At 70.9% G+C, this 14,422-nt stretch carries 12 protein-coding genes; all 12 read right to left on the reverse strand.

Features of this window, described 5'->3' with window-relative positions; all coding sequences use genetic code 11:
- Positions 1-13: 13 nt before the first annotated feature.
- Positions 14-1,204, reverse strand: a complete 1,191-nt coding sequence (gene aroC / locus Cch01nite_RS05565; RefSeq protein WP_203749672.1) for a chorismate synthase — start codon at positions 1,202-1,204, stop codon at positions 14-16.
- 157 nt (positions 1,205-1,361) lie between these two features.
- Entirely contained in the window at positions 1,362-2,162 is an 801-nt protein-coding gene (locus tag Cch01nite_RS05570) for a type 4a pilus biogenesis protein PilO (RefSeq protein WP_203749675.1), read from the reverse strand.
- Position 2,163: 1 nt separating this feature from the next.
- Entirely contained in the window at positions 2,164-2,862 is a 699-nt protein-coding gene (locus Cch01nite_RS05575; RefSeq protein WP_203749677.1) for a PilN domain-containing protein, read from the reverse strand.
- A complete protein-coding gene (gene pilM / locus Cch01nite_RS05580; protein ID WP_203749680.1) occupies positions 2,859-3,923 on the reverse strand; it encodes a type IV pilus assembly protein PilM in 1,065 nt (354 codons plus the stop codon). The genes Cch01nite_RS05575 and pilM overlap by 4 nt, the downstream gene beginning before the upstream one ends.
- Before the next feature lie 92 nt (positions 3,924-4,015).
- A complete protein-coding gene (locus Cch01nite_RS05585) occupies positions 4,016-4,807 on the reverse strand; it encodes a prepilin peptidase (RefSeq protein WP_203749682.1) in 792 nt (263 codons plus the stop codon).
- Positions 4,804-6,414, reverse strand: a complete 1,611-nt coding sequence (locus tag Cch01nite_RS05590; protein ID WP_203749683.1) for a hypothetical protein — start codon at positions 6,412-6,414, stop codon at positions 4,804-4,806. The genes Cch01nite_RS05585 and Cch01nite_RS05590 overlap by 4 nt, the downstream gene beginning before the upstream one ends.
- A 20-nt stretch (positions 6,415-6,434) precedes the next feature.
- Entirely contained in the window at positions 6,435-7,130 is a 696-nt protein-coding gene (locus tag Cch01nite_RS05595; RefSeq protein WP_203749685.1) for a PulJ/GspJ family protein, read from the reverse strand.
- Positions 7,123-8,892: a type IV pilus modification PilV family protein gene (locus Cch01nite_RS05600; protein ID WP_203749687.1), complete on the reverse strand. Its 1,770-nt coding sequence runs from the start codon at positions 8,890-8,892 to the stop codon at positions 7,123-7,125. The genes Cch01nite_RS05595 and Cch01nite_RS05600 overlap by 8 nt, the downstream gene beginning before the upstream one ends.
- A 178-nt stretch (positions 8,893-9,070) precedes the next feature.
- Complete coding sequence (locus Cch01nite_RS05605; protein ID WP_203749689.1) at positions 9,071-10,969, reverse strand: hypothetical protein; 1,899 nt, start codon at positions 10,967-10,969, stop codon at positions 9,071-9,073.
- Positions 10,966-11,667: a PulJ/GspJ family protein gene (locus tag Cch01nite_RS05610; protein WP_203750096.1), complete on the reverse strand. Its 702-nt coding sequence runs from the start codon at positions 11,665-11,667 to the stop codon at positions 10,966-10,968. The genes Cch01nite_RS05605 and Cch01nite_RS05610 overlap by 4 nt, the downstream gene beginning before the upstream one ends.
- Before the next feature lie 56 nt (positions 11,668-11,723).
- Positions 11,724-13,646 carry a type II secretion system protein gene (locus Cch01nite_RS05615; RefSeq protein WP_203749691.1) on the reverse strand — a complete coding sequence of 641 codons (1,923 nt, stop codon included), beginning with the start codon at positions 13,644-13,646 and terminating at the stop codon, positions 11,724-11,726.
- Positions 13,647-13,768: 122 nt separating this feature from the next.
- Positions 13,769-14,218 carry a type II secretion system protein gene (locus Cch01nite_RS05620; RefSeq protein ID WP_203749693.1) on the reverse strand — a complete coding sequence of 150 codons (450 nt, stop codon included), beginning with the start codon at positions 14,216-14,218 and terminating at the stop codon, positions 13,769-13,771.
- Positions 14,219-14,422 lie beyond the last annotated feature (204 nt).

Consider the following 14,422-nt stretch of genomic DNA (forward strand, 5'->3'; position numbering starts at 1 on the left):
CCGACCACGGCGGTCAGGACAGCAGCTCGGGGATCGAGGCGACGTACGCGTCGAGGTTGCGGCGCACCTCGGCGACCGAGTCGCCGCCGGTCTTCTCGAGGAGCGCGTCCGCGACGACGAGCGCGACCATCGCCTCGGCGACGACCGCCGCCGGCGGCACCGCGCAGACGTCCGAGCGCTGGTGCTGCGCCCGGGCGGCCTCGCCGGTCGCCGTGTCGACCGTCGCCAGCGCACGCGGCACCGTCGAGATCGGCTTCATCGCGGCGCGCACGCGCAGCACCTCGCCGTTCGTCATGCCGCCCTCGAGACCACCGGCCCGGTTGGTGCGGCGCACGATGCGGCCGCTCGCGTCCCGCTCGATCTCGTCGTGCGCCTGCGACCCGCGACGAGCCGCCGTGCGGAAGCCGTCCCCGACCTCGACGCCCTTGATCGCCTGGATGCCCATGAGCGCCGCGGCGAGCCGGGCGTCCAGCCGACGGTCCGCGTGGACGTACGAGCCCAGCCCGGACGGCACCCCGTGCACGAGCACCTCGACGACGCCGCCGAGCGTGTCGCCGTCCTTGTGGCACTCGTCGATCTCGGCGACCATCGCCGCCGACGTCGCCGCGTCGAAGCACCGCACCGGGTCGGCGTCGAGCGCCGCGACGTCGTCGGGCGACGGGGCTGCCGCGCCGTCCGGGACGCTCACGGGGCCGATCGCGACCACGTGCGAGACGAGCCGGATGCCGGCCGCCTGCTCGAGGAACCGCGCCGCCACCGTGCCGAGCGCCACCCGCGTCGCGGTCTCCCGGGCGCTCGCCCGCTCGAGCACCGGACGGGCGTCGTCGAACCCGTACTTGCGCATGCCGACCAGGTCGGCGTGACCGGGCCGCGGACGCGTCAGCGGCGCGTTGCGGGCCCGGTTGAGCACGTCCGGGTCGTCGACCGGGTCGGCCGACATGACCTCGACCCACTTCGGCCACTCCGTGTTGCCGACCTCGATCGCGACCGGGCCGCCCTGCGACAGACCGTGCCGGACACCGGCGAGCAGCCGGACCTCGTCCTGCTCGAACTTCATGCGGGCACCGCGGCCGTAGCCGAGCCGCCGGCGGGCCAGCGCGGCCTGCACGTCGTCCGTCCGGACCTCCACGCCGGCGGGAAGCCCCTCGAGGATCCCGACCAGAGCGGGACCGTGGGACTCACCGGACGTCAGCCAACGCAGCATGGGCGGCATCCTTCCATGTCTGCCGGGGGCCGCCCGGCACGGTCCCACGGCCTGGAACGCGCCAGGAAGCGCGCAGGGCAGCACGCAGGGCAGCACGCGGGGACGCCGCAGGCCCGTGCCGTCCGAGGGACGGCACGGGCCTGCGGGAGGTACCGGGTCAGCGACCCTGGATCGGCACCAGCGGGTTCTTGCCGGGCACGGCACCCTGCAGCGGCGCGGGCGTCGCAGCGGGGTCCGCGGCCGGCGGCGTGGCCAGCGGGTCGGGAAGGCTGTACATCAGCCCGGAGATGAGCAGCTCCTGGTCGCCCGGGCTCGTCGCCGGCTTCCCACCGGAGGCCGGGTTGTCCTTCTGCGCCGTGCCGGTGAAGCCCGTCACGAGGAACAGCCGCGGCGTGACGTTCTGCAGGTCGTACAGGAACCCGGTCGTGTTGTCGTACGAGCCCAGCACCGTGATCGAGACCGGGATCGCCGTGAAGCCCGGCGGCACCAGGGCGGCGGCGACGTCGTTGACCGTGGCACCGGCCGCGTCGTCCGCAGCACCGTCGGCGGGTGCGGCCTCGGTGCTGCCGTCGGCCGGCGCCGGCGCGGGCGCCTCGGCGACCGCGGCGGCGACCGCCGTCGGCGCCGCCGGCGAGAGCGTCGTGATCGTCACCGAGTGCGCGACCGCGATCTGGTCGAGCTGACGCAGGAACTCCGACAGCTGGACGTCCGTCGGGATCTGCGTCTGCAGCGCCGCCAGCTCCGTCTTGTACTCGGGCAGCTTCTCGAACTCGGCCTTCAGCTTCGCGACCTGCATCTGCAGGAGCTCGTTCTGCTGACGGGTCTGCTCCGCCTGGTCGCGGACGTCCGACGCGGACGACATCTTCGGCGAGATGGCAAGGAACCACGCCGCCGCCAGGATGACGAGCGCGACGAAGACCGCCCCGCCCACCCATGTGCTCTTCTTGGCGCCGACCATGTCAGCCCTCACCATCCTTGGGGTCGAAGCGGTGCGAGAACGCGGCCTCGGTGATCTGCACGGTCCCGGACACCTGGTAGTACGCGCCGTTCTCGTCCTCGGTCACGGCCGCGGACGTGATCGTCGTCCCGGCGAAGCCCGGCACGGAGTTGAGCGCGTCGATCCACGCGGCCGTGTCCGGCACGGCGAGCGCACGCGCGGTGAACGTGATCTGCCCCACGCTCGGGGTCTGCAGCGGCGTGGTGGCGGCGGGCGCCGACGACGACGCGGGCGTCAGCGCCACCAGCAGCGTGTCGACGTTGACGTGCTCCGGCAGGACCGCCGTCATCGCGTCGACGTACGACTTCCACTGCACGTCCTGGCCCATGCCGAGCGCGCGGGCGAGCTGCGCGTTGCTCAGCGCGCTGAGCACCTGCGGGACCTCCGCGTACTTCGACTGCTCGGCCTGCAGGCGCGCGGTGTCGTCCTGCGCCTGCACGAGCTCGGACTCCGCGGAGGCGGCGTCGACGAGCGCGATGCCGTACCCGCCGGCGGCGAACGCGACGACGACGACGATGCCGATCGCGAGCCAGCGCTTGGTGGCCCGCAGCCCGCGGGCGACCCGGACCTCCGGGGGCAGCAGGTTGACCTGCGGCAGCGTCCCGCTCAGTGCGGTCCCGCCCGCCGTACGGCTGCGGGGACGGTCGAGGATCGTGGTCATGCGGCAACTCCGTAGGCCAGGCCGACAGGGAGGGCGATGAGCGACTCGTGACCGTTGAGCGCCTCGCGCTGGACGGTCTTCGCGGAGCGCAGGCCCGCGAGCGGGTCGCCGAGCGTCACGGGGAGCCGGCTCGCGCTCGAGATGTACTGCCCGAGACCGGGCAGGTGCGTGCCGCCACCGGTGAGCACGACGACGTCGATGCCCGCCCCCGGGTGGTTGCTCGCGTAGTAGACGAACGTGTTCCGCACGGACTCGACGAGGGCACGGACCACGCCCGCGACGGCCTCGGCCGCGTCCTCACGCTCCGGGGCGACCGCGAACCCGATGCCGACCTCACGCTTGAGGAGCTCGGCCTCCGGTCCGGCGATGCCCAGCGCGCTGGCCACCGCGTTCGTCACGTGCTGGCCGCCGGTCGGCAGCGACCGGACGAGCTTCGGGGACCCCTTGGCGGAGATCACGACGGTGGTGATCGTCGCGCCGATGTCGACGAAGGCCGCGGTGCCGCGCAGCGCGTCACCACGGGCGAGGGCCCGGTGCAGGGCGAACGCGTTGAGGTCGACCATGCTGGGGCGCAGCCCCGCCGCCTCGACGGTGAGCACGTTCGCGGTGACGGTGTCGCGCTGGGCGGCCACGAGCATGCCGTGCACGGTGCGCCCCTGCGGCCCCTCCGACTCGGAGGTCGGGAAGTAGTCGAGCAGCGCGTCGTCGGTGGACATCGGCAGGAGCTCGTTCACCTGGTACGGGAGCGACTCCTTGAGCTGCGCGAGCGGCATCCAGGGGAGGTCGAGCTCGCGCACGATGACGCGCTGGTTGCCGACGCCGATCACGACGTCCTTCGACTCGAACTTCGTCTGGGCCCAGAGCTGGCGCAGCGCGGTCGCGACGGTCTCGGGCTGGACGACCTCACCGTCCCGCACGGCGCCGATCGGGAGCGGGGTCTGGCCGTACCGGACGAGCGTCGGCGGGTTCTTGCCGGCCGGGCCACCGCTGCCGAACTCGAGCTCCGCGGCGCGGACACAGGTCGAGGCGATGTCGAGGCCGATAACACGTGAGGTGGCCACGGAGATCCTTCCGGGATGGTGGGCGTACTTCCGTCCTATCGGGCGTGCGACGGCCGGACTTGAGGGCTCCGGCCATTCCCGTCGCGAGGGTGCTACCCGGCCATCGCCGAGAGGTACGCCGACCACAGCTGCTCGCCCGCGACGATGCCCACGGCGGCCCCCAGGAGCATCCACGGGCCGAACGGGATGCCCGACTTACGCCCGGCGCGGCGCGCCACGACCAGCCCGACGGCGAACAGCCCCCCGAGCAGGAACGCCGCGAACCACCCGACCAGGAGCGCGCCCCAGCCGAACCAGCCGAGGTACAGGCCGAGCACGCCGGCGAGCTTGACGTCACCGAGACCCATGCCGGCGGGGTACGCGATCACCAGGACGAAGTAGACCGCGAAGAGCGCGGCACCGCCCACGAGGGCGTGCCACAGCGCGGTCCAGTCCGACGCGCCCCCGGGGTTCCAGCTCGCGAGCGCCAGCAGCGCGAGCGACACCGGGTAGGCCGGCAGGACGATCGCGTCGGGGAGACGCTTCGTGTCCAGGTCGATGAGCGCGAGGGCGACCGAGATCGCGGCGAGGTAGAGCAGGGCGGGCAGCACCCAGTCGGCCCCGGCCCACCACGCGGTGAGCGCGAAGAGCACGCCCGTGCCCGCCTCGACGAGCGGGTACCGCACGGCGATGGGCTCACCGCAGTCACGGCACCGCCCGCGCAGCAGCAGCCACGACACGACGGGGACGTTGTCGCGCGCGCGGATCTCGTGACCGCACCGCGGGCACGCGCTCGGCGGGCGCACGACCGACTCGCCGCGCGGGACGCGCCACACCACGACGTTGAGGAACGAGCCGATCGCGAGCCCGAACAGCCCCGCGACGATCACCAGTGCACCCGTCACGGGTTCCTGACCTCACGCTTGTAGACCACGTCGACCCGGAAGCCCGAGCTGGCGGTCGGGTTGGTGCTGGGCAGGTTCACGCCGGGGATGCCGATCGGGACGTAGCGCATGGTCATCGAGTTTCGCAGCACCACGTTGCCGCCGTAGAGCTGTCCGTAGAAGGTCATCGTGTTGTTCGTCTCGAGCGTGCAGGGCGTGTACCCGAAGAACGTGATCGGGGCGATGGCGATGCTGCCGGAGTCGAACTTGATGTTCCCCGACTTGTTCGCACCGACGATCTTGCCGCACTCGGCGACGCCGTTGGGCGTCGTGTCCGGGTCCGGCACGATGACCCACACCTGGTGCTGGTTGCCGTCGGCCGACGTGATCTGGAAGTTGCCGGTCGCGTAGAAGTCGTTCGCGAAGATGACGAGGTCCGCACGGAGCTTGATGTTCAGGCTGCCCTGGAACTTCGTCTGCGCGCAGAACCGGGTGTCGAAGACGGTGGGCACGGTGGGGCCGAGGAGCGGGCCGTTGAGGCCGTAGCTCTCCCCCGCGAGGTCGCACTTGTTGCCGGTCGGCTTGTAGGCCTCGGACCAGGTCGGGGCGTTGTTCGTGACCGCGTTGGCGGTCACCCAGTCCTTGTACGCCTGCGCGCGGTCGCCGGTGTTGGCGAACCCGGCCCAGTCCGACGGCTTGTAGTTGACCTCGGGCAGGCCGACGGGGACGTACTGCGGGATCGCCGAGGCGCCGACGCCGGACTTCTTGACGCCCGCGACCGACGGCCCGGCGCCCCACGTGGTCAGCGCACCGGCCACGATGAGGTCGCGCCCGTACTTCGAGCCGCCCGCGACGGTGGCGTCGGCCGACACGTACGTGTCCTGCCCGACGGTCGTGAGGCCGGCGCTCTGCGCGGTGTTGACGGTGAGCTTCTTCTTGCTCCAGAGGTTCTGGGTGACGCGGCAGCCGCCCGAGATCGCCGTCGTGCCGTTGACGACGATGAGGTTGCCGTCGATCTTGACGTTCGAGTTGCAGTCCACGTCGCCCGTGTCGACCCACACGTCCACGGCGGTGTCGGGCAGCGACGTCTCGAGCGTGAACGAGTTCGTCGTCATGATCTGGTTCGCGGCGAAGATCGCGGCGCCGCGACCCTGGATGGCCGTCGGCTTGAGGTTGACCTTCGTCTGCACCGAGCGCTTGGTGCCGCCGCCCTGGGCCGCGGCTCCCCCGGCGGTCGACGTCGCCGTGACCACGGCCTGCGCCGGCGTGCCGGTGACGACCCCCGCCGCGCACGGCAGCGCCGTCCCGGCCGCGTCGAAGTAGGCGACGGTCGCCTTCACGGTCGTCGTCGTCGGGGCGGTGCCGGACGCGAACGTGCCGGACGCCGGCCACGCGCAGGGGGTGCCGGCCTCGAGCTCGGCGAACACCGCGTCGACGGCCCCCTCGGCGCTGTGCACCTCGGAGGTGCGTGCCCGGTCGGCGCCGGACTCGTTCGCGGAGTAGACGGTGTTCGCCACCACGACGGACGCGAGGGCGATACCGATGAGCGCGACCGCGAGGGCGGCGATCAGGGCGCTTCCTCGCTCGGGGTCCGCGGACCCCAGCCGGCGACGGAGGGCGACGAGCATCAGGTCTCCAGGGGTTCGGGTCACGGGGCGGGGACGATCGCGCAGCTGTCGGCCGGGTAGCCGAAGACGGTGTTGCGGCCGGTGAGCACCGACGAGACGGTCTCGGGCTTCGACGACGCCCGCTGCGCGGGGTCCTTGAGACGCAGGGTCACGCGGATCGTCTGCGCCTGGGACGACAGCTCGGCGTCATGCTGCTGCACGAAGAACGGCGGCCACGTCGCCGGGTCGGCGGGGTTCACGGTGCTGCTCGACGGCTGCACGAGGTTCCGTGCGGTCACGCGCCACGCCGAGACTCCCCCGACGGCCTGCCAGTTGGGCTTCCACGAGCGGAACTCGAGGACGCCGTAGCTGGAGCCGGCGGGGAACCGCACCCGCCACTGGACGCACTGGAACACGCCGTCGGTCTGCGTGTAGACGCGCAAGGAGTAGTACGTGGGGACGCCGGACCCCGCGGACGTCTCGAGGGCCGGGTCGGAGATCACGTTGCCGGAGCGGACCTGGCGGTCGAGCTGCATCAGGCCGAGCTGCGCCTGGTCGACGGCGCGCGTCCGCGCGAGGTTGTCCTTCGTCTGCTGGCTGACGGTCACCAGGATGGTGAACACCATCCCGAGCAGCCCGATGAAGATCGTCATCGACACGAGGAGCTCGATGAGCGTCCAGCCGCGGTCGTCGTCGTGCTGCAGTCGGCGCCGCATCGCGGCGCGGAGCTCACGCACTGGGAGCCGCCTTGAACGCGGCGCTCACGTGGGACGTCCCGAGGCTGGTGGACGACGTGAGCGTCTGCCCCGCGACGGTCCAGGTCACCGTGACGGTGATGGTGCCCGTGTCGGCGTCGATCGTGCACCCCTCGAGCCCGCAGGCGGCCGGGTCGGGGTTCGACTTGATCGACATCGCCGGCGTCACCGTCACGGTGACGGCGGCCTGCACCGTCGAGGCGCCCGCGGTCCACGTGACGCTCGGCGTCGTGACCGTGGAGCTCGTGGTCGTGCCGACGACCAGGGTCGTGTACCCGGTGCCGTTCCAGTAGGCGACCTGCGCCGACCGGGCGCTCGTCGCGTCTCCCGTGCGCTGGGACAGCCCACGCTCGACGCGCACGGAGTCCGTGTACGACGTCACGGTCGCCAGCCCGCTGGGGGCCGCGCCGCCCGCCCAGGGGCCGACGCCGAACGCGGCGTTCCCGAGGCTGCGCTCGGCGACGGCTGCGGTGCACCCGGGGCCGGTGAGCGTCGCGCACCCGACCGCGATCGCACCGCCGGCCGTCGTGAACCGGCCGCCGTAGGCCTTGGCGGACCCGCCACCGGCCACCGACGCACCCGTGAAGGTGGTCCCGTCGACGGTGAGCACCACGCTCGACCCGGTGCCGCCGGTCAGCGTCGACGCGCCGCAGCCCTGGCCCGCGGGGATGCCCGACGCGCACGAGGCCGCCATCGACGCCTTCGCGAGCCCGACCCGGGACCCGGACGCGAGCAGGTTCAGCGCCAGGTTGCCCGACGAGAGGACCAGCGGCGACGTCACGCCGGTGGAGCCGACGTCCGGCGGGCTGCTCGGTGCGGCGCCGCTCGAGCCGACGTCGTTCGACGACGCGTTGCTGAGCTTGGTCCCGCCGTCCTGGAGCGGCGCGACCGTGGGGTCGGCCTTCGCCAGCGTGGACCCGGCGTGCAGCACGGTCGAGTCGACGGTCGTGGACTGCTGGGACGTGATGCCGATGCCGGCCTGGCCGCCCGTGACGGTCGCGAGCGTGTAGTCCGACCCGGGCAGCAGGGGCTGCACGGGGGTCGGTCCGGCCGGCGCGCTGCCCGACGACGCCGTCACCGTGGTGGTCGCGCCGCTCGCGCTCGCGCTCCCGGTGAACAGGGCCTGGCACGCGCCGAGGAACGGCTGGTTCGACGCGTCACCGCACCCGCCGGACGGCGCGTAGGCCTCCGAGCGCACCAGCACCTGGCGCAGCTTGCCGGTCTTGTTGGCCGACCAGGAGGTGATGACCGAGAGCGTGACCACGTCGCCGTCGGTGCTCGCCGACCGCGTGACGTAGGTGCGGCTCGTGAACCTCACGCCCGGGATCGCCGGGTCGGTGTCGACCATCTTGTTGGTGCCGCCCGGGCCGGACAGCGGCAGCTTATCCATCGCCTGGTCGCTGGCCGTCACGAGCGTCTCGTCGATCGCGAGGTTCACCGTCGGGTGCAGCTTGCCGCCCACCACGTTCGTGTCCGGACCTCCGGCGGCGAGGAAGCTCGTGCTCATGCCCTTGCTGAGCACCAGCCACGGCAGCGCCCGCAGCTCCTCCATGACCTGGTTGGCCACCGCGGTGGCCTGCGTGCGCTGGCGGGACTGCGCGTTGGTCACGAGGGCGGAGGTCTGCACCACCATGAGGCTGAGCAGGACCACCGTGATGATCATCATCGCGACGAGCAGCTCCATGAGGGTGAACCCGGAGTCGTCGTCACGCCACCGTTCGAGTCGCGCTCGTCGCACCTGCACGCACACCTCCGTCGCCCGTCGGGACCAAGGGCGCTCGCAGGCGCTCAGGACCCGGTCCACCCTCCTAACGGCAGGTGGACCGGGCTTCCTGAGCAGGGCCGAGGAAATGAGGCCGAGATCTCACGCATCTCTCATCTGAGGCTCGGGAGCATTCGCCCGAGCGGGGCCGTACCGGACGTCAGTTCCGCACCGAGGCCGGTGTCGTCGTCTCACCGAAGTAGCGCTGCGTCCACTGGGCGTTGACCCAGCGGGGGAAGTACGGCGGTGCCGAGTACTTCAGGCGGCCGTCGTAGACGTAGTGCTTGAGGTACCCCGTGGTCGACGCCTGACCGACGATGCCTCGCCAGCGCTGGGCGATCGAGCCGTTGACCTGGAGCTGGCCGAGCTGGGTGCCCTCGTCGTACTTCTGGACGTAGAAGGAGTGCTGGAGCGTCTGGATCGACGCCATGATCGTGATGCCGCTCACGACCACCGCGCCGGTGGGGTCGGCGTAGTCGTGCGGCCAGCCGGCGACGCTGGCCTTCTCGACCGGCGTGTTCCACTTGCAGGACGACCCGCCGGGGCACGGGCTGCCCGTGGCCGCGACCTCGTACATCCACGGGTGGAAGACCTCGATCGAGTTCGTCGCCACGAGTCCGACCATGTCGGGGCTGTCGAGGCTGACGCCGCCGGCGAGCACGAGGTCACCGGTGAGGACCACGGACTGCTCGGCCGCGACGGTCACCCGCCCCTTGACGACGCCCTCGATGTAGACGTTGCCCTCCTGGCAGAACTTCGTCGTCTCCGTCATGGTCTCGTCGTACGTGTACTTCGACGACGTCGTCGCCGGCTTGGCGGCGGCGACCGCCTTCGTGAACGTGCCGAGCGGGAGCTCGGGGTACGTCGCGTCGCCGCTGATCTGCCCGGCGTCGCAGCGGGAACGGGTGATCCCCGTCGGCTCGCCCGACGTGTACACGACCATGTTCTGCGGGACCGCGACGGTGGCGCCGGCCAGCGAGTTCAGGTCGCCGAGCGTGCCGCAGCTCGGCGCTGTCCCCGCAGGCGGCGGGGTCGAGACGGGTTCCTTGCCGCCGTTGTTGGCCGTCTTGTTCCAGACGGTCATGGTCCCCGACGGGTTGAACTTGATCCGCGTCGAGCCGAAGTAGTGGCATCCCGGGTACTCGGCGAACTTCGCCGAGTTGTCGTCGAGCTTCAGCAGCTCCCCCTTGTCGGACAGCTGCGGCTGCTTGGTGCTGAAGTCGGCCGTGCTCCACGAGCCACCGGTGTTGCGCAGGCAGTACTTCCAGGTGTTCGGGTCGCCCGTCACGTTCGCGCACGTCGGGTTGGCCGACGTGAACGTGTCGTCGAACTTGGGCCCGCTCGCGAGGACCGAGTCGTTCGAGAACACGGACCCCACGAGCTCGTCGCCCGAGACGAACTGGATCTCGACGCAGCCGGCCCCTTCGCGCCCCTCCCAGAAGTGCTTGGGGGCGTTGCCGGTCAGGCCGCACTTCGGCTTGTTCGCCGCGGTGATCGACGCGACCTTGGTGGGGTTGTACGCCTGCACGTTGGCCGGGTCCGCCGACTCGAAGTCCGTGTAGTACACGTAGTCGGTCGACCCGCCCTTGGTGAGCGAGGCCTCGACGGTGCGGTAGCGGCCGTTCACCTTGCCCGTGGACCGGACGATGATCGTCCCCTCCGTCTGGGCGGCGGACGCGTCGAACGAGTAGTGGAAGAACGCGTCCTTGGGGCCGGTCTTGCCCGGCGTCACCGGCAGCCACTTGACCGTCGTCGCCGCGTTCCAGCTGCAGAGGTTGGCGACGGTCATCGGGCCCTCGAGCGCCTTGTTGTCGCAGTCGAGCTTCTTGTAGTACTCGTCGTCCCGGTTCAGGTGGGCGGCGAAGTCCTCGATGCCCGACTGCGCCGCGGACATCGCGCCGCCGTGGTCCTGGTCGTACCGGGCGAACTTGGTGCTGGAGATCGTGTAGGCCAGCGCCGCCATCGCCAGCATGGCGAGGACGAGCATCGAACCCACGACGAAGACCAGCGCGAAGCCGCCCTCCTGGTGCTCGCGGAGCACTCGCAGACGTGTCGTCACGGCGTGGCCGCCTCCTCCTTCTTACGGAGCACCGACTGCGCGTTCGGCAGGGTGATGCGCTGGATGTACGTGGTCGGGGCGGCGAGGTTCGACTTGCCCGCCTGCACGGTGACGGACAGCTCGACCGCGAGCACCGACGAGAGCTCCGTGCCGGTGAGCCCCGAGGCACCGGGCGTCAGCGGCGACCCGGCGCCGGGCTTGTAGTACGAGAAGACCGCGGGCCCGCTCACCTGGACACCCCGCGCGACGACACGGGTCTTGACCCGGGCCTTGCACGCGGCGGTGGCCCCGACGGCGTCGGCGTCGCAGTACAGGTAGTTGGTGTCCGCACCGACGAACGGGTCGTGCACCTGGATCTTCTCGATGAGCTTGCCCTTGTCCGCCCCGCTCGTCACGACCGTGTACGTCACCTGGCTGGGTCCGATGACGTTCCCGGGGTTGTTGATGTTGGCGTAGAACTTCACGGAGAAGTTCTGCCCGACGACGAACGCGTCCTGGTTGCACGTCGGCGTGCAGGTCGTCATCTGGTTCGGCATGACTGCGGTCCGCAGCGTCTTCGACATCGTCTCGACCGCGGTGCGTCCGGCGTCGACCTGGTCCTGCAGGTTCACCGTCTGCGCGTTGGTGCGCATGAACCCGATGGTCAGGGCACCTGTCGCGGCGAGGATCACCGCGAACACCAGCATCGTCACGAGCATCTCCGTGAGCGACGACCCCCGGTCCGTGCCGGCGACCCTCCGACGCAGCGCTGCGATCACTGGACCTGCCCCCCACCCGTGTCCTTGGTCAACGACGTGGTGCCGGGCTTCACGAGGAACGAGCCGGCCCCCGAGCACTTGTTGGTGCTGCCGGAGCTCTTGTTCCAGATGTACGCGTAGTACGTCGTGGTCCCCGAGGTGGGCCGCAGGGCGTTGGTGACGAACAGGTTGCCCCCCGAGGCCCCCGTCGGCCCCGCCTGCAGGACCGACGCACCGGACGGCGTCGTCGTCGTCGCGCTGCAGGTCATCGTGCTCGAGGTGCTCACGAGGAGGAACCGCGAGGCCGGGATGCCCGTGACGGTGAGCGTCGCGTACAGCGGTGACGCGGCCCACGCCCTGCTCACCGGCGTCTTGTAGAAGAGGCTGACGGCGCTGATGAGGTCCGGGTAGCTCAGGCAGGTCCCCGCGGTCGCGACGTCCGTGTCGCTGCTCAGCCAGACGTACCAGTTGCCGGCGGGCAGGTCCATCGGCGCGTTCCTGGCGGCGTCCACGTCGAGGGCGACAGCCCCCGCGGGGAGGCTCGTCGGGCAGGTCGTCAGGGTCGACGGGCTGATCAGCGCCTTGTCGACCGCCCACACCTTCCCGCCGGCCGGGACGCTCGTGAGCCGGAGCGTCTGCGTGCCCCACAGCTGCTCGTCGTTGTCGCCGCTGGTCAGGACGACCCCGGTCGGTCCAGGCGAGCACGCGTAACCGGTGCCCTGCACGAACAGGTCGTACTTGCCGGGCAGCAGGACGAGGTGGGACTGCACGCCGCTCACGACCTCCGAGAAACCTGTGCCGGATGCGCACGTCTTCGTGGCCGCCGCCGACGGGTACGCGAAGACCTTCTGGGCACCGGCCGGCAGCGTGTCGATCTCGACGCGCGCCATCTCGAACTTCGCGTCGATCTGCACCGACCCGCCACCGGGCAGCGGTGCCGCCTTGTAGCCGGTGGTCGGCGCGGTCGTGCCGAAGTACGCGCCGTACGTCGTCGGCCACATGCCGGTGAACGTGGTGGTCACACCGGTGACGACCTTCGTGGTCGCCCCGCTGGCACCCGAGTACTGGGAGGCGACAAGGGTGATCGTCGAACCGGCGACCTGCGCGTCGGTGAGGGTGACGTCGTCTTCCCGCACGAGACGGACCGTCACGGTGCCCGCCCGGCCGACCGTGAAGTCGGCGCCGCTGGAGATCGTGCCCGGCTGCACCAGGCCCGTGATCTTGGACGGGTTCGGCGTGCTGGAGATGTCGACGTACGCCGAGTCCACGACCCGCAGGGTGTAGACCGTGCCCGCCGCCACCGGGGTCACCTGGATCACGGCGCAGCCGCTGGCGTCCGTGTAGCCGGTGGAGACCGAGCCGCCGGTCGCGCTCACCGCCATGCCGCTGAGCGCCTTGCCGTCCTGGTCGACGACCTTCGACGCGATGAACGCGTCGGTCGTCGCGACCCCCATCTTCTTCGGGGGCGCGAGCTGGGCGGTGCTCACGACGGGCTTCGTGCTGCCCATGTTCGGCCAGCTGACGGTGACCGTGACGCCGAGCGTCGGGTACGAGACGAGGGAGCCGCCCTCGCACGCGGAGGCGCCGTTGCCCCCGACGTTCCACTGGGCGGAGCGACGGACGGTGTAGCCGGTGCCGTCGACGACCAGGGGCTGGCCGTCGGTCCCACCGGGAAGATGGTGCGGGTTGACCGCGAGCCCGGCGTTCGCCAGCTCGAGCGGTCCGGTCTTCGTCGCGAACTGCTCGCGCACCAGGTCCAGCTCGCGGGACGCCAGGTTCGCCGCGGCGACCCGGTTGCGGTTGCTCACCGCCTTGGTCTGCGCGGTCATGATCACACCGATGACGGCCGCCGCCATCGCTCCGAGGACCACCATGGCGACCACGAGCTCGATGAGCGTGAAGCCCTGATCGCGCCGTTGCGATCTGCGCGGGAGCTGCATGCGGGAGTCCTCCGACCATGAGATGACGTGTGCTGCTCGGTACCGACGCGGCAGTTCGGTGTGAGGGGCGTACACGACGGGCCGACCACTGAGGTCGGCCCGTCGTGTCACGCGTCAGTGCATCAGGCGCACTTACCGGCCTCGAGGCCGCTCGCCGCCGAGTACTTGAAACCGACGACAGCCTTGTCACCCGACGCGTCCGTCACGTCGACGCACCAGTTCGTGTCGTGCGGCGTGCCGAGGAACTCGACACCGTCGCCGAGGACGACCTTGTTCGACGCGTTGCCGAGCTCGTTCGTGCCGAGCTTGTACTTGCCGCCACCCGTGGCGACCGTCTGCGTGATGGCCGGGTCGGTCGTGCCGTCCCAGTCGACGAAGTACGTGGCGATCTCCTTGCCGAGGGTCGACACGTCGGCCTTGGCGGCCGTGTCCTCGGCCTTCTTGCGCTGGTTGAGGAACACCGGGATCGCGATCGCCGCGAGGATGCCGATGATGATCATGACGACGAGGAGCTCGATCAGGGTGAAGCCCTGGTCCTTCTCGTCGATGGACTTGCGGATACGAGCGATCACTGTGTACTCCCTGAGTTTTCGGGTTGCCATCGTCCTCAAAGCCGTCCAAGCGGGGCCTGTGCGACCTGTCCGTGTTATCGACGTCCACACAATGGGACTTGAGGGCACTTTCGACACTCACCCGACCGGAGTAGCCCAGTTCGCCCGAAAAGGCAGAGGGCCGGTCGGGAGTGATTTCCCGACCGGCCCTCGCCTGTGGTACTA

Origin of the sequence: Cellulomonas chitinilytica (assembly GCF_016862675.1) — a bacterium.
In the GTDB taxonomy this organism is placed as follows: Bacteria; Actinomycetota; Actinomycetes; order Actinomycetales; family Cellulomonadaceae; genus Cellulomonas; species Cellulomonas chitinilytica.